The sequence below is a fragment of the Myxococcus llanfairpwllgwyngyllgogerychwyrndrobwllllantysiliogogogochensis genome, from assembly GCF_006636215.1.
GTDB classification, from domain to species: domain Bacteria; phylum Myxococcota; class Myxococcia; order Myxococcales; family Myxococcaceae; genus Myxococcus; species Myxococcus llanfairpwllgwyngyllgogerychwyrndrobwllllantysiliogogogochensis.
Genome location: NZ_VIFM01000008.1, coordinates 1 through 21541, shown reverse-complemented (window position 1 = coordinate 21541; position 21541 = coordinate 1). Strand labels below are relative to the sequence as shown.

The 21541-nt window shown below is 70.6% G+C and carries 10 protein-coding genes and 1 pseudogene; 3 read left to right on the top strand and 8 right to left on the bottom strand.

The features are described from left to right. Positions 1 to 21 precede the first annotated feature (21 nt). Positions 22 to 4551, top strand: a complete 4530-nt coding sequence (locus FJV41_RS03380) for an amidohydrolase family protein (protein ID WP_181790361.1) — start codon at positions 22 to 24, stop codon at positions 4549 to 4551. Positions 4552 to 4728: 177 nt separating this feature from the next. Here the strand turns inward: FJV41_RS03380 and FJV41_RS03375 are convergent, their stop codons facing one another. Continuing rightward, positions 4729 to 5370: a TetR/AcrR family transcriptional regulator gene (locus FJV41_RS03375; protein WP_141640941.1), complete on the bottom strand. Its 642-nt coding sequence runs from the start codon at positions 5368 to 5370 to the stop codon at positions 4729 to 4731. A gap of 121 nt (positions 5371 to 5491) precedes the next feature. Continuing rightward, the gene (locus tag FJV41_RS03370) at positions 5492 to 6712 is read right to left on the bottom strand and encodes a metallophosphoesterase (protein WP_141640940.1); all 1221 of its coding nucleotides are present in this window, start codon (positions 6710 to 6712) and stop codon (positions 5492 to 5494) included. 251 nt (positions 6713 to 6963) lie between these two features. On the opposite strand from FJV41_RS03370, the gene FJV41_RS03365 reads away from it, so the two are divergent. Continuing rightward, positions 6964 to 11328, top strand: a complete 4365-nt coding sequence (locus FJV41_RS03365) for an RCC1 domain-containing protein (RefSeq protein ID WP_141640939.1) — start codon at positions 6964 to 6966, stop codon at positions 11326 to 11328. Positions 11329 to 11397: 69 nt separating this feature from the next. Here the strand turns inward: FJV41_RS03365 and FJV41_RS03360 are convergent, their stop codons facing one another. The 3 genes from FJV41_RS03360 to FJV41_RS03350 all read right to left on the bottom strand — a co-directional run bounded on the left by FJV41_RS03360 (position 11398) and on the right by FJV41_RS03350 (position 17515). Next, entirely contained in the window at positions 11398 to 12372 is a 975-nt protein-coding gene (locus FJV41_RS03360) for a TIGR02996 domain-containing protein (protein ID WP_141640938.1), read from the bottom strand. Next, positions 12369 to 13787 carry a reverse transcriptase family protein gene (locus tag FJV41_RS03355; protein WP_141640937.1) on the bottom strand — a complete coding sequence of 473 codons (1419 nt, stop codon included), beginning with the start codon at positions 13785 to 13787 and terminating at the stop codon, positions 12369 to 12371. Before FJV41_RS03355 ends, FJV41_RS03360 begins: the two co-directional genes overlap by 4 nt. A gap of 215 nt (positions 13788 to 14002) precedes the next feature. Continuing rightward, positions 14003 to 17515 carry an aldo/keto reductase gene (locus FJV41_RS03350; protein WP_141640936.1) on the bottom strand — a complete coding sequence of 1171 codons (3513 nt, stop codon included), beginning with the start codon at positions 17513 to 17515 and terminating at the stop codon, positions 14003 to 14005. A 36-nt stretch (positions 17516 to 17551) separates the two neighbouring features. On the opposite strand from FJV41_RS03350, the gene FJV41_RS03345 reads away from it, so the two are divergent. Then, on the top strand, positions 17552 to 18184 hold the full coding sequence (locus FJV41_RS03345; protein ID WP_141640935.1) for a hypothetical protein: 633 nt from the start codon (positions 17552 to 17554) through the stop codon (positions 18182 to 18184). Between the two features lie 67 nt (positions 18185 to 18251). Here FJV41_RS03345 and FJV41_RS03340 read toward each other — a convergent pair whose 3' ends face one another. The 3 genes and pseudogenes from FJV41_RS03340 to FJV41_RS52035 all read right to left on the bottom strand — a co-directional run. Next, positions 18252 to 18869 (bottom strand): hypothetical protein, encoded by a 618-nt coding sequence (locus FJV41_RS03340; RefSeq protein WP_141640934.1) that lies wholly within the window; start codon positions 18867 to 18869, stop codon positions 18252 to 18254. A 167-nt stretch (positions 18870 to 19036) separates the two neighbouring features. Then, a complete protein-coding gene (locus FJV41_RS03335; protein ID WP_141640933.1) occupies positions 19037 to 20101 on the bottom strand; it encodes an alpha/beta hydrolase in 1065 nt (354 codons plus the stop codon). Positions 20102 to 20208: 107 nt separating this feature from the next. Then, positions 20209 to 21541: pseudogene (locus FJV41_RS52035) on the bottom strand (hypothetical protein); the annotation flags it as partial.

The following is a 21541-nucleotide window of genomic DNA, read 5'->3' as shown; positions in this document are numbered from 1 at the left end:
TGTCCCCGGGAGACCCACGAGATGCGAAAGTTCCCTCGCTTGCTGCTGGCCGCGCTCGCCGCGGTGTTGCTGTCCCACGTTGGTTGCTCTGGCGATGACAGGCCGGAATGTGAGGGCGCGAGCTGCGTCGCCCCTGCCGTCTGCGGCAACAGCGCCAAGGAAGAGGGCGAGCAATGCGACGACGGCAACAGGGTCAGCGGCGACGGCTGCGACGCGGACTGTACGGTGACGCCCGAGGTGGAGAAGCCCGTCTGTGGCAACGGGAAGCTGGAGGGCACGGAGACGTGCGACGACGGCAACGCGGCGGACGGTGACGGCTGTCAGGTGGACTGCTCGCTGACGCTGACCCGCTGCGCGGCGGCGGACGTACCCCCGCTCGCGGATGGGGCCACGTGCGCGGTGACGAAGGCCGGCAATGGCGCGCGCCTCTTCACGGGCGTCGTGCTGAAGGACGGCGAGACGCTGGTGGGCGGCCAGGTGATGGTGAACCCCCAGGGCGTCATCACCTGCGCGTCGTGTGACTGCTCCACCGAGGATGGCGCCGCTGAAGCCACCCACATCTCGTGCCCGACGGGTGTCATCTCCCCGGGCCTCATCAACCCGCACGAGCACGTCACCTTCCAGAACGGCCCGTACGCGTGGACGGATGAGCGCTACGAGCACCGGCTGGACTGGTACCGGGGCCTGGGCAACCACACCCGCGTCGCCAACAGCACCCGGTCCGCCGCGGACTCGGTGGGCTTCATCGAGCTGCGCCACCTGCTCTCGGGCACCACGTCCATCGCGGGTGTGGGCGGCGTCGCGGGCCTCCTGCGCAACCTGGACCAGGTCCCCGTGACTCGTCAGGAGGGCATGGACATGTGGGTCGCGGTCTCGGACACCTATCCGCTGGGGGACCAGGAGACGGACCTGCGGGCGGATGACTGTACCTATGCGCGGATGCCGAGGACGTCGAGCCTGTCCAAGGTCGCCGCCTACCTGCCGCACCTGGGCGAGGGCATCAGCACGGAGGCCTACAACGAGATTCGCTGCGTGTCCGTGGCGCCCAATGACGTGCTGCAGCCGCGCACGACGCTCATCCACGGCATCGCGATGACGGCGCGCGAAATCACGCTGATGGCGGACCGGGGCACGGCGCTCATCTGGTCGCCGCGCTCCAACCTCACGCTGTACGGCGACACCGCCATGGTGTCCGCGTACAAGCGGCTGGGCGTGAGCATCTCGCTGAGCACCGACTGGGCCCAGTCCGGCTCCATGAACATGCTGCGCGAGCTGAAGTGCGCGGACACGCTCAACACCGTGCAGTTCGCCCGGACGTTCAGCGACGTGGACCTCTGGAAGATGACGACGGCCAACGCCGCGGAGGCGGTGGACATGCAGAGCCGCGTGGGCCGCCTCGCGCCGGGCAAGCTGGGCGACCTGGCCATCTACTCGCTGCGCACCCACGCCAGCTCGCCGCACCGGGCGGTCATCTCCGCCGAGCCCGCCGATGTCGTGCTGACGATGCGCGCCGGCAAGGCGCTCTACGGCGACCAGACGCTGGTGGGCGCGCTGAAGGCCGAGGCGGAGGCGTGCGACGCGATGGACGTGTGCGGCACCGCCAAGACCGTCTGCCTCCAGTCGGAGCTGGGCAAGAACCTGGAGGCGCTGAAGGCCGCCAACCCCGTGGGCTATCCGCTGTTCGCCTGCGGCGTTCCCCAGGGCGAGCCTGTCTGCGTGCCCCGCCGCATCTCGAACAATCCGGACTTCCCGGCGTCGGTGCGCGGCTCGAACGTCTACTCCGGTGAGAGCAAGGTGGATGACCCGGATGGCGACGGGTTGCGCAACTCCATCGACAACTGCCGCACCGTCTTCAACCCCATCCGTCCCATGGACGGCGGCAAGCAGGCCGACTCGGACAACGACGGCGTGGGCGACGCGTGCGACCCGTGCCCGCTGGCGGCGAACACCTCCGCGTGCACGCACGTCGTCGTCGGCGATGATGACCAGGACGGGTTCCCGACGTGGCAGGACAACTGCCCCTTCACGTCGAACCAGGACCAGGCGGACCAGGATGGGGATGGCAAGGGTGATGCGTGCGACGTGTGCGCCGCGACGCCCAACGCGGGCCACCTGGGCTGCCCGTCCAGCATCCATGCGCTGAAGACGCGGGAGGATGGACGCCTGCCCCTGGAAGGGCGGCCGGTGTCGTTCAACGACGTCATCGTCACCGCCGTGGTGAAGGGCGCCGCGACGGTGGAGGGCTACTGGCTGCAGGTGCACCCGCTGCCGTCGGGAGCGAGCGTGGAGAACTCGGGCATCTACGTGTACGCGCCCAAGGGTGACCTCGCGGTGGGAGACCGGCTGGACATCGTCACCGCGACGCTGACCCTCTTCAACGGGCTGCCGGAGCTGGTGGACGTGAAGTACGTCCGGCGCAGCGCTGGCAACCCGCTGCCGGCGCCGGTGCCCGTCACCACGGCGGACATCCGCACCGGAGGCCCGAGGGCCGAGGCGCTGGAGGGCGTGCTGGTGGAGGTGTACGACGTGAGCACCACGAGCACGGTGGACAACTTCAAGCAGTTCTTCGTCAACGAGAGCGGCAACACGTCGCAGCCCGGGCTGATGGTGGACGACCTGGCGTACACCTACGCGGACCCGACGCTGGGGACGCGGTTCGGCGTGCTGCGCGGTGTGCTGACGTTCAGCTTCAGCGACTCCAAGGTGATGCCGCGCAGCATCGCGGACCTGAAGCCGCCCATGCCGTCGTTGACGGGCTTCGGGCCGGGCGACGGGTTCGTCCGCCTGGGCGAGACGGGCGCGGTGAGCACCTTCCCGCAGGCGCTGACGGTGACGCTGTCCGGCACCTACTCGGAGCCGCTCGACATCTTCATCACCTCCAGCGACAGCAGCGCGCTGCGCGTGGCCAACGGACGGGTGACGGTGCCCGCGGGTCAGAGCGCCGTGGAGGTGAAGGTGGAGCCCCTGGCCCCGGCGGCGAACGTGACGCTGACCGCGTCGCTGCGAAACACCACCCGTCAGGCGTCGTTCCGGGTGCTGGGCGCGACGGAGCAGCCCGCCATCACCGGGCTGACGCCTTCCGAGGCGACGGTGGTTCCGGGAGGCTCGGTGAGCTTCGCGGTGGCGCTGGACCGTCCGGCCCCCGCGAACTCCACCATCGCATTGACCGTGAATCCCACGTCGGGCTTCGGCACGCTCACTCCGGTGGATGGGGCGCTGACGGTGGCGACGAACGCGATGGAGGCGACGTTCACCCTCACTGTCGACGAAACGGCCACGGGCCCCACGGGCACCGTGACGGCGGAGCTGGGCGCCAGCAGCGCGACTTCCACGGTGACGGTGGACCTGGTCTCCCCGAGGTTGTTGGGCATGACGCCCACGGGGCCGGTGGTCGTCCGGTACGGGTTGACGCAGGAGTTCCGGGTGACGCTGTCCTCGGCGCCGACGGCGGACCTCGCGGTGGCGCTGGCCGCCACGCCGGGCGCGGGTGTCACGCTCTTCGGCACGGTGCCGGCCACGGTGACGGTGCCCGCGGGCGCGACGGAGGCCACGTTCTTCTTCACCGCGGATGCGCGGGGCGAGGGCGAGGGCACGGTGTCCGCGTCGCTGCTCGGTGTGCGGCGGACGTCGGCCGTCACGGTGACGCCGCCGCCCGCGCAGCTCGCCTCGCTGACGCCCGAGACGGCGTCGGTGTACTTCGGGGCGAAGCAGGCCTTCACGGTGACGCTGGACCGCAGGGCGGCCGTCGGTGGCGCCGTCGTCACGCTGGCGGTGTCCTCGGCCACGCTGGGGTCGCTGCCCGCGGCAACGGTGACGGTGCCGGAGGGACAGACGAGCGTCCAGGTCCTCTTCACGGCGGGGACCGAGGCCCTGAGTGGCACCGTGTCCGCGACGTACGAGGGCGTGACGAAGACGGCGGCCATCACCACGGTGCCGCGCCCGGCCATCAACCACCTGGTCATCAACGAGGTGGACTACGACCCGAAGGGCACGGACACGACCGCGAACAAGGAGTTCGTGGAGATCTACAACCCCACGGCTTCGGCCATCTCCCTGGTGGGTGTGTACCTCGTGTTCATCAATGGTTCGCCAGCCGTGCCGGCGAGCTACGAGAAGATCGACCTCGCGAGCGTCATCTCGCTGGCGCCGGGCGAGTACCTGGTGGTGGGCCCCGCGGGCATCGTGGATCCGCTCGCGGGTCAGGCGGGAATCAAGACGATGCTGTCGACGAAGGCCATCCAGAATGGTGGCACCGCGAACAGTCCCTCGGCGGACGCGGTCGCCCTCTTCGACAGCGCCACGGAATCCATCCTCGATTCGCTCGCCTACGAGGGGCCCGTCAATCAGGGCACCATCGCGGGCGTGGCGAACAAGCGGTTCGACTTCACGGAGGGGCCGCGGAGCACGGCGGCGTTGGCGGACATCGACACGACGGAGGGGACGCTGGCGCGCGGCGCGGACAGCTCCGACACGAACGACAACCTGGATGACTTCAGGTTCACCACCACGCTGACCCCCGGCAGGCAGAACATCATCACCCCGCTGCCATGACACCCCGCGCGGCGTCGAGCCGCGTGACACGGTGAGAAGTTGCTCGGGCGGCTCCCGCGATGTCGGGGCCGCCCGAGCCTTTTCGAGGGACGTGGATGGCCACGTCGAGGTTCTCAGGGACGAGGCGCGGGAGCGACAGCGCCGCTCCTGGTGGCGCTTCTGGGGTTGAGCAGGGCGCTACGGTGCCTTGCGTACCAGCGCGCCGTCCATCAGCAGTCGGTCAAGCGAGGCGGCCATCGAGTCGTAGTCGAGCGTGGCGCGGAAGAGGTTCTGGTACATCAGCGCGCCCAGGTAGCCCCCGAAGACGCCGTGGGCCGCCAGCTCCGTGTCCACGTCCTGGCGGAACTCGCCGGTCGTCTGCCCGTGACGGAGGATGCCGCCCAGCACCTTAGCGTACAGGCCCAGCTTCTCGCGGATGGCCTCCGCCACCCGCTCGTTCGAGTCCGCCGCTTCGGCCGCGAGCATGCCGAAGAAGATGCCGTACTCGCGATGCTGGCCCAGGAAGGAGTGCGTGCCGCGGGTGAAGGCCTGGAGTTGCTCGCGAGCGGACAGGCCGCGGTGCTCGTCGAGCAGGTCCACGAAGCCACTCAGGTAGCGCTGGTGCAGCTCCTCGATGGCCGCGAGCAGCAGGTCTTCCTTCGTGGGGAAGTGCCAGTACAGCGCTCCAGGGGTCATCCGGATGGCGCGCGCCAGGTCCGCCATCGTCGTCGCCAGGAACCCTCGCTTCGCGAACAGGGTGATGGCCGCTTCGAGGATGTCCACGCGTGTGCGCGCGGAGCGTTCCTGCTTGAGCTCTCTCTTCGCCGGTTCCTTGCTCATGGCAACGAAAACCATACCCCAGTCCCGCGGCGACACCCGGGCGTCATTCTAGCGCGTTGGCATCTCATGGTGCCCGGAGCGCGCACCAACAGGAGTCAAGGGTTGAACCTGTGTCTGTCTTTCAGGCCGCCAGCAACGTCACCTTGACGATTTCCGGAGGAGCGCCGACACGCAGGGGCGGCCCCCAGAAGCCCGTGCCCCGGCTGACGTAGAGGTGCTTGTCGCCCTCCTCGAAGTGTCCCGCGTCGTGCTCCCAGATGGCGGACACCGCGAGCGTGAACGGAAAGAACTGTCCCCCGTGCGTATGCCCGGACAACTGCAACCCCATGCCCGCTTGCGCCGCCACGCGCCAGTTGGAGGGTTGGTGCGCGAGCAGCACCGCAGCCCGCTCCGGCTCCCTTCCCGCCACCGCCGCCTTCAAGTCATAGCCCTGCTTCGCGCCCGACAGCCCCGCCGACCAGTCATCCACGCCCACCAGGTCGAACGAGGCCCCCGCGTCTCCAATCCGCACATGGCGATTGCGCAGCACCCGCACCCCCATGCCCTCCAGCGCTCCCGCCCAGGCACCCGGGTCCCAGTAGTACTCGTGGTTTCCCGTGACGAAGTACGTGCCGTGCCGTGAGCGCAGCTCGCGCAGCGCCGCCACCGAGGGCCCCAGCGAGGCGACCTTCCCGTCCACCAGGTCTCCGGTGATGGCCACGAGGTCCGGGCGCAACGCGTTGCACCGCGCCACCAGCTCGTCCATGAACTTGCGCTGGATGACGGGGCCCACGTGGATGTCACTCAGTTGCACCAGGGTGAAGCCATCCAGCTCCCGAGGCAGTCCGGGCAGCCGCACCGCGACCTCGTTCACCACCGGGGGATGGAACGCGCTCCACGTCCCGTAGCCCGTCAGGCTCCCCGACGCGAGCAGCGCGCCGCCCGCCGTGGCTCGCGCGAGGAAGTGACGCCGCGCCACATCCACTTCCGGCACCTCGGCCTGACTCGCCGCTCCAGCCGGACTCGTGGAGAGGTCCACGGAGGGCGCTTGCGTCAGCCTCCGCGACAGGGCGCGCACGCCTCCAATGGCCCACAGCGCGAACAGCAGGTACGTCGCCGCGCCCATCCACATCCACACGGCCGTGGCCACCGCGAACGTGGCGTCCATCGGCAGGAAGCGCGTCACCGACCAGGACAGCACCAGCAGGGCGCCCAGCACCGTCATCACCGCCATGCCCACCCGGCGCCATCTCCGGTCCTCCGACGTGTCCGCGAACAGGCGCCGGTACAGGTAGATGTGGACCCCCACGGTGATGAGGCTCGTGAGGACCGCGAAGATGATGAAGCGCGCCGGTGAGTCCATGGTCGTCCCAATACTCGCCCGGCCTCGACGCGCCGCAACGCATTCCTCGTGAAGAAACGTGAATCGCCCCGTGCGTGCACCCCGCCTGCCTGGCCGTGGAGGAGGCTCCCGAAAGGGTGTGACTCAGGCGTCCCGGGCGGGGTCTTCCCGTCGCGCCGTCCTCCTCCTGGTGCACGTGCCCATGCACGACGCTTCTCATCCGCCAAGGACACGAGGTATGGACGGCCGCTTCTCGCGCTGGAGGCGAAGTGATGCGGATGGACAACTTGAAGGCGGGGCAGAAGTTCCCGCTGGTCTTGGTGCTGAGCGTTCTGCTCACCGCGGGGTGCGAAGGATTTTCCACGCCCGTCGCGCCTGTCGTCCCGACGGAAGCGGTCGCCACGCGCTCGCAGGCCCTGGCGGCCGCGGCCCCCAGGTTGGCGGCGGGCGCGCAGCACTCGCTCTACGTCACGCCGCTGGGCACCGTGTGGGCCTGGGGTGGCAATGCCTCCGGGCAGCTGGGCACCGGCGACAAGTCCTTCCAGCGCGTCCTCGCCGGGCAGGTACCGGGACTGAAGGACATCACCCACGTCGTGGCCGGTGATTCCCACTCCCTCGCGTTGCGCTCCGACCGCACGGTGTGGACGTGGGGCAGCAACTCCTCCGGGCAGTTGGGTGACGGCACCACCGTGGACCGCGCCACGCCGCGCCAAGTCCCCGGGCTCGCCGACGTGGTGTCCGTGGCCGCCGGCGAGTTCCACTCGCTCGCGCTGCGCTCCGACGGCACCGTGTGGGCATGGGGCAGCAACTTCTACGGCCAGCTCGGGCGCGGTCACACCCAGCAGGCGCTCACTCCGGCCCCGGTCGTCGGCCTGACGAACGTGGTGGCCCTCGGTGCCGGCTTCGACTTCTCCCTCGCCGTGCGCGCGGACGGCACGGTGTGGGCCTGGGGCGCCAATGCCTCCGGACAGCTGGGCGACGGCACCTTCACCCAGCGCCTGGCGCCGACGCAGGCGATGAACCTCGGGAACGTCACCGCCGTGTCCGCGGGCATCTACCACGCGCTCGCGCTGCGCTCGGACGGCACGGTGTGGGCCTGGGGTGGCAATGCCTCCAGCCAGTTGGGCGATGGCACCTGGACGGACCGCCCCACGCCGATGCAGGTCGCGGGACTCTCGCGAGTGACGTCCGTGGCCGCGCAGGACGCCGGCTCGCTGGTGCGCGTCGAGGACGGCACCGTATTCGCCTGGGGCCGCAACACGCAGGGGCAGCTCGGCGACGGCACCACCACCGACAGCAGCTCTCCCGTGCAGGTGCGGGGGCTGGGCTCGGTGACGGCGCTGGCGGCGGGGACGCAGCACGCGGTGGCGCTGCGTGCCGACGGGACGCTGTGGTCCTGGGGGAATGGGACCTCTGGCCAACTGGGCAACGGCAGCTCCGAGCGGCTGCTCTCTCCAGAGGTCGTCACACGCCTGTCCGGCGTCACCTCGGTGGCCTCGGGCAGTTTCCACTCGCTGGCCGCGCTGTCGGACGGCTCGGTGTGGGGCTGGGGGCGCAACTACTACGGGCAGTTGGGAGACGGCACCGCCGCCGAGCGTCACGCGCCGGTGCGGGTGTTGGGCCTCGGCAACGTGCGCTCCGTCACGGCGTCCGGACACCACTCGCTCGCGCTGCGCAGCGACGGCACGGTGTGGGGGTGGGGACGCAACGCGAACGGGCAACTGGGTGACGGCACCACGAAGGACCGTCTCACGCCGGTGCAGGTGGTGGGCTTGAGTGGCGTGACGTCCCTGGCCGCGGGAGGCAGCCACGTGGTGGCGCTGCGCGGTGACGGCACGGTGTGGACGTGGGGTTACAACGGCGTGGGCCAGTTGGGTGACGGCACCACGAAGGACCGCCTCACGCCGGTGCCGGTGAAGGCCCTGTCGAATGTGGTGTCCGTGGCGGCGGGGACCTACTTCTCGCTCGCGCTGCTCGCCGACGGCACGGTGCGGGCCTGGGGTGACGGCTTCGAGGGACAACTGGGGGATGGCGGCGGCGTCCAGCGCGAGTCACCGGTGCCGGTGCTGGGGCTGACGGGCGTGAGGGCCCTGGCCGCGGGCGCGGCGCATGGGTTGGCCGTGCTCGAGAGCGGCGCCGTGTGGGCGTGGGGCGACAACGCGGAGGGACAGCTGGGCGATGGCTCCTGGGTCGACCGGTTCCGCCCCGTGCAGGTGCCGGGGCTGACGGGGGTGTCCTCCGTCGCGGGAGGTCTGTACCACTCCATGGCGCTGGGCCTGGACGGAACGCTGCGCAGCTGGGGCGCCAACATGTATGGGCAGCTGGGGGATGGCGGAGTCACTTCGCGCGTGGTGCCCGGCGTGGTGCCCGGTGCCTCCGGCATCAAGCTGCTGGGTGGCAGCTACCTGCATGTGCTGGCGGTGCGCCAGGACGGCATGGCGTTGGCGTGGGGCTACAACCGCTTTGGTCAGCTCGGCATCGGGGCGGCGGGTTGGAGCGCGCTGCCCGTGCAGGTGCGTGGGCTGGGACAGGGACGGCGGCTCGCGGCGGGGAGCTCGCATTCGATGCTCGTGCGCGCCGACGGCACCGTGCTCGCGTGGGGACAGAATGCCTCGGGGCAGCTCGGCGATGGCACCGCCACCTACCGCGCATCGCCCGTGCCGACGCAGGGCCTGCCGTGCGCCCGCTCCGTGGCGACGGGAGGTCAGCACTCCCTGGCCCTCGCCTGCGACGGCACGGTGTGGACATGGGGCGCCAATCAGCGCGGGCAGCTCGGGGATGGCACCGTCAAGCCGCGCCTCCTGCCCGCGATGGTGGAGGGGTTGTGGGGCGTGGTGGCCGTGGCGGCGGGGGGCGACGCCTCGATGGCCCTGCGCGTGGATGGCACGGTGTGGACGTGGGGCGCCAATGGCAGCGGGCAGCTGGGTGAAGGAGGCCTGGTGGACCGCGCCACGCCCATGGAGGTGAAGCGCTTGTCGGGCATCGCCTCCGTGGTGATGGGTGAAGCGCATGCGCTGGCGGTGGGACAGGACGGCGCGGTGTGGGCCTGGGGCGCGAACGAGAAGGGCCAGCTCGGGGATGGCACCACGACGGCGAGCACGGTGCCGCTTCGGGTGACGGGGCTCGCGGGCGCCGTGAGCGTGAGCGTCGGCCGGGCCTACTCGCTGGCGGTGCTGCACGACGGCACGGTGTGGAGCTGGGGCGCGAACAACTCCGGGCAGCTCGGGGATGGCACCAACATTCCGAGGAGCACGCCGAAGCCGGTGCTCCTGCCGACGAACATCAAGGCGGTGGCCGCGGGCCCGCACCATGTGCTGGCCGTGCGTCAGGACGGCACGGCGTGGGCCTGGGGTGACAACGGTTACGGACAACTGGGCGAAGGCACCCACTACCTGCGCTTCACGCCGGTGCAGGTGTTGGCGCTCACGCAGGTCGCGGAGGTGGCCGCGGGCGAGCAGCACTCGCTGGCGCTGCTGGACGACGAGAGCGCTCGCTCCTGGGGCAGCCACGAATACGGCCAGCTCGGCGAGGTGGAGTCGGGGCCGAGGACGGCGCCGGTGGCGGTCAAGCTTCCGACGTCGAAGGACTTCGCTCCCGTGCTGTCCCTGCGGGCCTGGTACCAGCACGCGGTGGCGCTCCTCGAGGATGGCACCGTGCAGACATGGGGCGGCAATGGCTACGGGCAGCTCGGCGACGGCACCGTCGAAAGCCAGGCCATGCCCACCACGGTGCAGGGGCTGCCGAAGATGCAGGCGGTCTCTCCTGGCGCGTGGCACACGCTGGCGCTGGCCGAGGACGGCACGGTGTGGGCGTGGGGCAACAACGTCTTCGGACAACTGGGTGACGGCACCACCACGCCGCGCCCGCGGCCCGTCCAGGTGGTGGGGCTCGACAAGGTGGTGGCCCTGTCCGCGGGCAGCTACCACTCGCTGGCGGTGCGGGAGGACGGCTCCGTGTGGAGCTGGGGCTACAACGTCTTCGGGCAGCTCGGCGACGGCACGCTGGTGGCGCGTCAGGTCCCCACGCGCATGGTGGGGATGGAGGGCGCCGTGGCGGTGTCGGGCGGTGAGCACCACACGCTGGTGTTGCGCGCGGACGGGACGCTCTGGGCTTGTGGCCACAACGCGCATGGGCAGTTGGGCGAGGGGACGGCCACCAACCGCACCTCACCCTTCCAGGTGCTGGGGCTCGAAGGGGTGAAGTCCGCGCAGGCGGGGGGCTACCATTCCGTGGCGCTGCGCGACGACGGCACCGTCTGGACCTGGGGCAGCAACGACTATGGCCAGCTGGGAGATGGAGGGTTGTCCACGCGCATCTTCGCCTCGCCGGTTCCGGGACTGGCGGGCGTGGTGTCGCTGGGTGTCGGGGCCAGCCACACCTTCGCCGTGGGCTCCGAGGTCTGGGCCTGGGGGCGCAACTCGCACGGACAGCTCGGCACCGGAGACGGCTCCCCGCGACTGGAGCCGACGCGGGTGAAGGGCCTTCGAGGCGCGAACTCCGTCTCCGCCGGCACGGACTTCTCCGTCGCGCTCGACGGTGAAGGGACGGCGTTGAGCTGGGGCACCAACTTCCACGGGACGCTGGGCGTGGGTGTGCCAGGTCAGCGTGCCGTGCCGGGGGCCGTGGCACTGCCCTGAGGCCGCGCTCGGTTCCGGGGCGATGACGGCACGACTGTCTTCGCCCCGGTGCACCGGGCTGCGCGCTGCTCAGAGTCGCAGTCCGGCACCCAGTCGCTTGACGAGCGGGCCGAGCTCGTCGCGGTCCAGGCCCATCTCCATCAGCTCCAGGCGCCGCAGCTTCGGCAGCGCCTTGGCGGTGCGGAACGCGAGCGCGCCCTCTTCGCTCAGGTCGTTCTGCGACAGCTCCAGACGTTCGAGGCCGGTGAGGCCCTTGCTCTTCGCGAGCGCCTCCGCGGCCTCGTCGCTCAGCTCGTTGCGGTTGAGCGTCAGCCACTGGAGCGCGCCCAGGCCCTTCGCGCCCGCGAGCGTCGCCACGCCCTCGTCGGACAGGCCGGAGCCGGACAGATAGAGCCGCTCCCACACGAGGGTCGCCTTCGCGAGCACCTCCGCGCTCGTGTCCGTCAGCGCGCCGCTGGAGAAGCTGACGGAGCGCAGCGCGGGCAGGGCCTTGCTCTCCACCAGGGCACGGACCGAGGTGTCCTTCGCGCCCGCGAGCACCAGGCCCGACAGGTGTCCGGCCCGAGGTGAGGCCGCGAGGGCCTTCGTCGCCGCATCGACGCCGGAGCCCTCCAGGCGCAGCCAGCGGACCTGGGAGAACCAGGGTTGCTCGGCGGCGTGCTCCAGGCCCTTGCCGTCGCGCGTGTCCACACACAGCCGGGACACGGGCTCCAGCGCGAACAACTCCGGGCCGTGCTTCGCGAGCCGGTCCTCCGCGAGACTCAGCTCCTCGATGAAGCCCCGGTGGTAGCGCGGCTCATGCACCTTCGCGTCGCGCAGGGGCTTGAGCCAGGCGCGGCCATTCGCGTCCATCAGCTCCCGCACGCGCGACTGGAGCGAGCGGCGTCGAGCCGGGTCCATGCGGCCGGGCAGGGCGAGCTGCACGCGGATGAACTCGGCACGCGCGGCATCCACGGTTTGAAGTGCATCCGCGCACGCCAGCCTCGGCGCGTCGTTGGTGGGGTCCGCCACCACCTTCGCCAGCAGTGCATCGAGGTCGCTCATGAGGTCAGCAGCTCCTTCACCTCGCGCTGCCAGCGCGCGCCCAGCTCCGGATGCACCATGCGCACGTAGGCGGCGTAACCCTCCAGCCAGGCCGGGAAGTTGGGGCGGCCTCGCGCCTGGGACTCCACGCCGTGCTTGCGGCAGTTGGCGAGGATGGCCTTGAAGCGGCGGCGCTCCTCACGAGGGATGGCCACCCGTTGGTTGACGGTGAGGCCTGTCACCCGCTGGCGTCCTCCCTGGCGCATGACGCGGCGCTTGGCGCCGTTCTCGGAGAAGCCCTCCTGCTGGAGGATGGCGTTCACCCACCAGAGGAAGCGGCCGAGCCGCTCCGGAGGACTGGCGAAGGAGAAGGACAGGTCATCCGCGTAGCGGGTGTAGGAAGCGCCCGCCTTCTTCGCGAGCGCGTGCAGGCGCGCGTCCATGCGGCGGCAGACGAGGTTGGCGATGGCGGGCGAGGTGGGCGCGCCCTGGGGAAGCACGCCGGGCCACACCACGGTGCCGTCCGGGAGCCTGGGGCGCCAGGTGGTGAGGCCCGCGAGGGTGGAGGACACCTCGTCGTTGTAGCCGTGGGCCTCGAAGAAGCCCTTCACCCGGCGGTAGTGCACCGTGGGGAAGAAGTCCTCCAGGTCCACGCGCACCACGACGTGGGCGCCAACGTGCGCCTCGGCGTTCGTCACCGTGGAGCGGCCGGGCACGAAGCCATGCACGGCGGGGTGCGTGGGCAGGTGCGCGAGCAGTCCTTCGAGCAGGGCGCGTTGCGCGGCCTTGAGCTTCGCGCGGGGCGCGCAGATGCGGCGCACGCCGCCGGAGCGTTTGGGCGTCTCGAACTCCACGTAGCCGGAGCCTGCGCCGGAGCCTGGGCGCATCAGCGCGTCCAGCTCCGCGACGTCCACGCCCACCAGCTTCGCCACGTCCTCGCGGGATTGCAGCGGGGGCAGGTTCTCGGTGGCGGCGGGCTTGCGCTTCACCTCGTCGTCGCGCAGCCCCGGGTAGAGGCCGAAGAGCCAGCCTGTGGGGTTCCAGCCTCCCACGGACCTGGGGCTCGGGCGCCTCGGCGGCTCTACGCGGCTGTCGGGAAGCGACACGTCCGCGAGGCCCAGCTTGCGCACGGCGGCGCGCGCGGCGGAGGCCACGCGGGAGTCAGCGTCCTTCACCCGGCGGCGCAGATGTCCGGCGGCGGCGACGCGGGGAAAGAGCAGGGGGATGAGGCGCACGGCCTGGAGGCGCTCGCGGGGGTCCACGCTGCCCAGGCGCCGCGCGACGGTCTCACTCCAGTGGCGGCTGACGTAGAAGCGGGCCACTTCGTATTCGGCGAGGCCCTGGTGACGCTCCAGCAGCTCGGCGATGCGGCTGAAGTGCGCCTCCGGGTCCTCCATCAAGGGCTTGAGCTCGAGGAGGAGTGAGACCAGGTCCATTCAGCGCTCCAGGGCCACCGGTGCGGTGGGAACCACGAGCTCCTGGGGACGCCGCCACCTGCACGGCAGAGGCGGACGAGGTCGGGGAAGCCCGCCAGGCGGACCTCGTACCGCGTCGTCCTTCAATGGGTGTCATCGGCAGCCGCGACGTGACATCGCGGACGAAAGGCTGGCTGCACGCGGCCCCAGGAGCGGAGCGAAGCTCACCACATCCTTCACGTTGAAGGAAGGTCGTCGAACTCCGCGGGCCCATCTTCTTCCAGCAGTGCGAGCAGGGCTTCCCGAGGCCCTCCGGGCGCCCGACGCACCAGGGTGTCGAGCTGTCGCCCTTGTGCGCGCACGCGCTCGCCGTGGGCGCGCATGGCGGACAGGGCATCTGGCTCCATCCAAGGGCGGGACAGCACGTCGAGGTTGTGCAGCAGCTCGCGGCGGTTGCGTGGCGCGGTGAGGCTCGCGCTGACGCCGGGTTGGGAGAGCGAGTAGCGGTAGCAGTCCACCGCGGAGGAGAGGGTGGTGTCTTGAGGCGCGCCGGGGACGGGGCGCAGGAGTCGGCCGTAGCAGGTGGTGGTGAAGGTGAGCACGCCGGTGCCCTGGCGCTGGGCCTCGGGGAGGAGCGCGGCCTCGGCGCCCGGGTGCGCGGCGCTGTGGCGGGTCATCACGACGGGCCAGGGCTGTCGCGCGAGTGCATCGCGGGCGAGGTCTCGCAGGTGCGTGGAGAAGCCGAAGGCGCGCAGTTTGCCTTCGGTGCGCAGGCGCTCCAGGGCGGAGTAGTCCTCGTCGGAGAGTCGCTCGGGTGCGCGGACCCAGAAGAGGAGGAAGACGTCGAGCCAGGAGGTGCGCAGGCGCCGCAGCGCGGACTCCACGTCGCGACGGATGGCGCCTGGGCCCGAGTGGTAGGTGCCCGCGACGATGACGGAGCGCTCGCGAGGGCCGCGACCGCTGCGCAGGAACTGCGTCAATGCGGCGTAGCGGGGTTCCCAGAAGAACGTGTTGATGCCGGCCTCATGCGCCTCGAAGAAGGGCTCGCGCGTGGTGAGGTGCGCGCCCGAGAGGACGAGCGGCGAGACGTTCAGGCCCGTGCGCCCCAGGGGGCGGGACGAGGCTCGCGGCGGAGGCGCTGGGCGCGGGGACGGGGTGGTTCGCTGACGCGGGGCGGAGGTGGGGCGGAGACGCGCGAGTTCGGGCTCGGCGGTGAAGAGCGCATCGGGGAAGGTGAGCGACAACGCTTGCAGGTGGGTGACGACGCGAGTGGGCTCGGCGTGGGCGAGCAGTGCGTCACGGAGTCGGGCGAAGGCGGTGTCATCCGCGCGGCGCAGGCGCCAGGTCCATGCGGCGATGCGCAGGTCCGTGTCGCTGTCGGGAGTGGACTGGCGTGGTGGCGCTGCCTGTCGCGTGTCGCGTGTGTCGAGTGGCTCCGGTGGCGAGGCGGGCACTGTGTGGAACTTGTTGGGCGGGATGTCCCGCTCGCTTCCTGGCTCCGAGGGCGAGGCAGGCACTGTGTGGAACTTGTTGGGCGGGATGTCCCGCTCGCTTCCTGGCTCCGAGGGCGAGGCAGGCACTGTGTGGAACTTGTGGGGAGGGATGTCCGCGCTGACTGGGTCCGGTGGCGAGGCGGGGCCTGTGTGGAGCTTGTTGGGAGGGCTGTCCGCGCTGACTGGGTCCGGTGGCGAGGCGGGGCCTGTGTGGAGCTTGTTGGGAGGGCTGTCCGACTCGACGCCTCGCACCAGTATCGAGGCCTCGGGTGTGGGCATCTTGTCGTGAACGGCTTGAAGTAGTGAGGCGCCCGGTCGCGCGTTGGGCGCATCGGTTGCCGGCAGGCCCAGCAAGGACTCCAGTCGTGCATCGAGTGTGTCGCAGTCCTCCAGTGGAGAGGCCGCCGCCGTGCGGACCATCAGCTCGGTGTCGCGCGACAGGCGCAGCAGGGCGCGCAGCTCCGCGTCTCCGTTCTCGGGTCGGAGTTGCTCGGCGGCGCGGGCTCGTATCCAGGGGTCGGGAGAGAGGGCGCAGCCGAGCGCGAGGGTGGATTGGAATGAAGGGTCCTCTGATGCGAGCGCGCGCCCGTGCGAGAGGGCGAGCTGCAACGCCATGCGCCGCACGCTCGGGTCTGAATCCGCGAGGCAGACCCGGGCAGCGCTGTCGACGTCGAGCACGGCGGCGCGCAGCCACGGGTCCTCGTGGGACTCAGCGTGCTGACGCTCGGTCTCCGTGAGCCAATCCAGGGACGCGAGGGCTTGCAGGGCCACCGCGCGCACGGAGGGGTCCTCGTCTTGAGAGGCGTGGAGAAGTGGCTCGGAGGCTTCCAGGTACGCGGCGGCTGTCGCGACGGCCCGCCGCTCTCGGAGCGAGGTGGCGCGCGGCGCGAAGGCCACCAGCGCCGAGGCGAAGTCCTGGACGGCGGCGGTGGACCGGGGCCGGCGCTCCCATGCGCCGATGACCTCCGCGCGCACGGCGGTGTCCTCATCGTCGAGAGCCTTCAACACGAGGCCTCGACTGTCCGGGTCGAATACGAGCGCGGAGAGCGCCGCGCGGCGGATGGCGGCCTCGGGGTGACTCGCCAGCGTGCGCACCCGAGCGAGGAGCGTCTCGTGTCCCTGCTTCACCGCGACACGCGCGGCCCAGGCCAGTGAGCCCGGACGAGGGAGCGCCGCGAGGACGCGGGTCGCGAGGTCGACCTCGTCCACGTTGAGGCGCTCCAGCAACGCGCGCGCTTCGTCCTGTGCGTGTGGTACGCGCGGCTCGTCCAACCAGTGCATCGCGAGGCGCAGCGCTTCCGGGTCCTTGCGCTCGAGGAGTCGCCGACGCGCGAGAACGCGAAGAGGTTCGTGCGGATCTCCCAGCCACTCCACCAGTTCCCGCGCGGAGAGCGAGCCTGCAGGGCGAGCCTCCAGTCTCGCGGTGGTGACCGCCGGGTCCTCACTGGTGAGACCCGCTTCCATCTCCGTGGATGCGGTCGCGCGAGAGTGCACTGGCGGGCTGGGTGGCCCTGCGCTGCTGAGCTGGCCGCCTGAGTGCGGAAGCGCCGTCGATGCAGTCGTGTCGCCTACGCGCGTGTCCTCGGTCCGAGAACTCGCCGCCGTTCCCACGGCGACGCGCTGCTGTGTCGCGGAGCCCTCTGCTTCAAACGGGCGAGGACCCACTTCTCCCGAAGCCACGGCGCGCCACTCGGTCTCCAGCCACGCCACCGCCGAGCGCATCGGACCGTGGGCCTGTTCCCCTGCCTCCGCGGCCCGACGCACCTGTTGCCGCAGGTCCTCGTGCTCCGCTCCCAGCCACGCCAACGCCTGCACCGCCGCATGACGCACGCGCCAGAACGGGTCTTCCAGCGCGGCGAGCAACACCCCCACCGCACCCGTGCCCGCGACGGAGGCCGAGGCCCGCACCATCGCCCGTCGCACCCACCACACGGACTCCTGCCGCACCGCTCGCGCCGCGTGAGGCAGCAGCGCCTCCGCGCCCAATCGCGCCAGCGCCCGCCACGTCCTGTCCCGCACCATCGGCATCGGGTCGTCGAGCGCTTCGAGCAGCGCGGAAACGAAGCGCCCATCCCGCGCATCACCGAGCCGCCGCGCCGCGATGGCCCGGACCTCCGCGTCCTCATCCGTGAGCAGCGCCTGCCTCAGCGCGTAGCGCCCCACCAGCTCGGAGGCATCGACCGCGCTCGCCGCCTCGCGCCGCACCGTGACGTCCTCATCGAGCAACCGCACGGTGGCCAGGTCCAGTTCGAGCATCGCCAGGGACTCTAGGCGCCCTGCTACAATGCGGACATGCCCGACATGCTGGCCATCATCAGCAAGGCGATTTTCGAGAAGGAGGCCGCCGGCCTCTCACCCGGCCAGGTGTTGCCGACGGACCGCTATCGCAGCCAGAGCAGGCACCTGTCCCCGCTCGAAGACGGTGGGCGCCTCTTCCTCGTCACGGTGCGCCCGCCCAACGAGTCCCTCTGGCTCGTCGCCGTGCTGGAGGGCCTGTCCCCCGATGACGAGGGCTGGGTCGGTCGGAAGAACCGCATCCCCATCACCGACGTCACGTCCGCCATCCCCACGCTGCGCTTCGAATCCGGCAAGGGCCTCCAGGCCGCGAAGGGCGCGCTGGGCATGTCCCTCCAGACGCCTCGCGTCCTCACCTCGACGGACGTGGAGCTCCTGCTCGCGAGCGCGGGAGGTGGCCCCATCAACTTCACCGCGCATCAGGAACACTCCGCGCTGCCCTGCCTGTGCAAGCAGTGCTTCCCCCGAAGCCCCGAGCGCGCGGAGGCCCAGGGCATGCGCTTCGTCCGCGCCCAGGTGGAGACGAGCGGCCGGCTGCTCTACTACTGGCTGCCCGAGGAACTCGCCGGTGACTCGCGCGCCGTCGCCCAGGCCGTTCGAGGTGCGCTCATCGGGCGGCTCGGCGCCTGACACACGTCCACCGTCTCCATGGGCGACTCACCCATGGCGCGAACGGTGGTGGAACGTCAGGGGGAAGCTACGGCTTGCTCGGGCCCGCGTCCGACGTGGACAGCTCGGAGCCGATCTGCTGCCACTCCTGGGCGTAGGCGCCCCGGGTGAAGGTGCGCAGGTCGTCGCTCGTCACGGTGCCTCGCGCCATCGCGGTGTCGAGCGCGCGGACGACGGCGGCGCGGTGCGGCTGCTCCACGTAGGGATTGCCCTCGCGGAACACCTCGCCAAACAGCGACTCCAGCCGGCCGTCCTGCTTCAGCCGCTCCACGATTCGCGCCTGGGAGGCGGGCTCGTCCGCGTGCGCATGCAGCATCGCGGAGGCGAGGCCACCCTGGGCGTCGGCATCGGGGAACTCGGAGAGCAGCTCCAGCTCCGCGTCCGCTCCGGCGATGGCCGAAGCCTCCGAGGCGGCGGGCGCCAGCGCGGCGTTGATGGCCGGCGTGGCGCGCGGCGTCGGACGGCGGTCCGGCTCGAAGTCGCTGCGTCCCTGGAACGGCCTCACCGCCTGGTGTGCCGGGAGGTCCTTTTTTCCGGGGCTCTGCTGCGCGCCCTTGGAGGCGGAGTCCGGCCGCTCCGTGCTGGAGCGCTCCGAGACGGAGCTCTTCGGCGAGGACGAACGGTTGCCACCATCAATGCGCGACATGAGTGCGCTCCAGGAAGACTGCGAGCCGGTGCGGGCATGGCTCCGGGAAGTCTCAAGGAAGTTATCGGACGCCCCCGGCGCCAGTTGCGTCCAGTGCAAAGGTGAGGTGGCACACGCGCGAGTGCAGCGCTGATGACCGCCAGAAGACACTTGAAGAAGCGCAGCAACTACCGGCGCTTGGCCGTAGGCCGCGGGGGAAACAGCCACTCCAGCCCACGCACCACGTCATCCCGCCAGGCCGGGTAATTGTGCCCGCCGCTGTACTCCCGGTACTCGACCCGGTGCCCCGTGGCCTTCAGCAAGGGCCCCAGTCGCTGGTTGCCCTCCAGGAGCACCTCGAAGCGCCCGCAGCTCATCCACACCTCCAGCGGGCGCCGGGGCACGTGCCGCGCCAGATCGAACACGACGAACTCGTGGTTTTCCACGATGAACGCCCCCGACTGCGACAGCACCCGCCCGAAGGTCTCCGGCGCGCGCAGCCCGATGAAGAGCGACATCAGCCCGCCCAGCGACGAGCCCAGCACCCCATGCACCCCCGGGTTGTGTCTTTCGTCCACCAACGAAAGGTGTTCCCGCGCCAGGGGCAGCACCTTCCACAGCAGCAGGGCCACGGTGTACTCGCTGCACGCGTACTCCACGCCGCGCGTCAGGCCGCCGTTGGAGACGAGCGCGAGGGCGACGGGTTGCATGCGGCCGTCGGCGACCAGCGTGTCCACCAGCTCCGGCAGGCGCACGCGGCGCAGGTAGTCGTCTCCGTCGAGCACGACGAGGAGCGGCACTGGCTCTCGCGTCGGCGGGGCGTACAGGTGCACGGTGCGCTGTCCATCCAGGCCCACGTCGGACATGTCCACGCGGTGGCGGGTGACGCGGCCGCGCGGCACGCCCCGGGGGCGTCGCAGGGGCAGCGAGGGCCCGCCGTCGGGCATGTAGAAGGCGTGGTTGACGTCGCCGAAGCCGTTGTCGGAGACGCGGGTGTTGAAGTCGTCCTTCAGCCGTTGGCCGTGCGCATCGAAGAGGGCGTATTCGACATAGGCGTCGCGAGGCAGCGCCAGCGAGCGCGTCCACAGGCCGGGGGCCACGCGCTCCAGCGCAAGCGGCTCGCCCCTCCAGTCCTGGAAATCACCCTGGACGAAGACGGGGCCTCGCCCACGCCACACGAAGGTGGCCGTGTCTCCGATGATGACGGGTGTCCCCTCGGCGCGCGCTCTTGCTTCCAGCTCCTTGGCGTCCATCCCGTGTCGCTCCCTGGTGGGTCCAGGGAGCGCGTTCTAGCGCGAGACGGCCACGCGGGCGCGCGCCGTGCTCCGGAGTGTGTGGTGGCCCCGGAGCGCGGGTGGACTCAGCCGACGTTGTCGCGGTGGCGGGCCTGGATGTCACCCGGGAGCGGCTTGCCGGGGACGTGCAGGGGGCCCAGGTCCTCCGCGAGACCGCCGAGCCCTCGCGGGGCGTTCTTGGTCAACGTCAGGATTTCGGCGACCTCGGCCGGGTCCTTCGCGTTGGCGAGCTTCTGGACGAACTCGAACTGGTTCGTCGCCATCTTGCCCGAGTGGCTCTCCCACCGGGACTTGAAGTCGCGGGCGCGATCGGCGAGCTCGGTGAGCTGGTCTCCGGAGAACGTCAGCTCGATGTCCTTCTTCTTGTCGAAGTCGTGCTGGTCGACGTTGTACTGCTGCGCGAACGTGTACTCGGCGCCGCCGGACAGGCCCTCCATGAACATCTTGTATTCGAACTTGTCCTTGTCGAAGACCTCCTTGCCGTCCTTGTCGAAGCTGCGCTTGTAGTCGAGCCGCGTGCCGTCCGCGTCCTGGGTCTCCAGCACCGTGTCCCGCGAGCCATCACCCTTGGTGGTGATGGTGATGCTGCCGCCGTTCTCGGGGACGGCCTGGAACTCCTTGCTGAGGGGGCCCAGCTCCAGCTTCACCTTGGCGTCCGAGGAGAGCTCCAGCTTGTCGACGGTGGCGGAGTCGGAGACGCCCGCGCCGTCCTTCTCCGGCAGCTGCTTCGTCTTCGCGAACTGCTCGAAGGCGTCCTTGCCCTCCTTCGTGTTCACGTCGAACGTGGCGGTGCGCATCTTGTAGTCGGTCAGCTCGGTGCTCCCGTTGAGGGAGACCGTGGCGCCCGCCGCGCCGACGCTGACGGAGGCCCCGCTCTTGATGAGGTCGGTGGGGCCCGCCGTCACGGTGACCTGGCCCTTGTCATCCTTCGAGGTCTCGAAGGAGACGCCACGGCCCTTCTGGATTTCCTCGCCCAGGCCCAGGTCGACGCCCTTCACGTCCACGCTGCCGTTGTAGGAGAAGCCCTTGAGCTCGGCGGCGTCCATCTTCACCGAGGCGCCGTTCGGAATCGTCTCCGGCTTGAGCGGATGCGGCGGAGCGATTTTGCCCTGCTTCAGCTTCTCGAAGTCCTCGTCCTTCATCTTCACTTCGTACGTCTGGGTGTTCGCGCGGGAGACGCCTCCGCCCACGGTCACCTTCTTCATGTCCAGCTCGGCGTTCGCGCCCACCGACATCTCCGCGGAGAGCTCCACGGTGGTGTAGCCGTCCGCCTTCTTGACCTTCTTGTCGAGCTCCGCGCTGAACTCCAGGCCCACCGAGCCGTTCTTTCCCACCGGCACCGTGAGGGGCGGAAGGGGGAGGGAGCCGGTGGGAAAGAACGGCTCGGTGGGCCTGGAG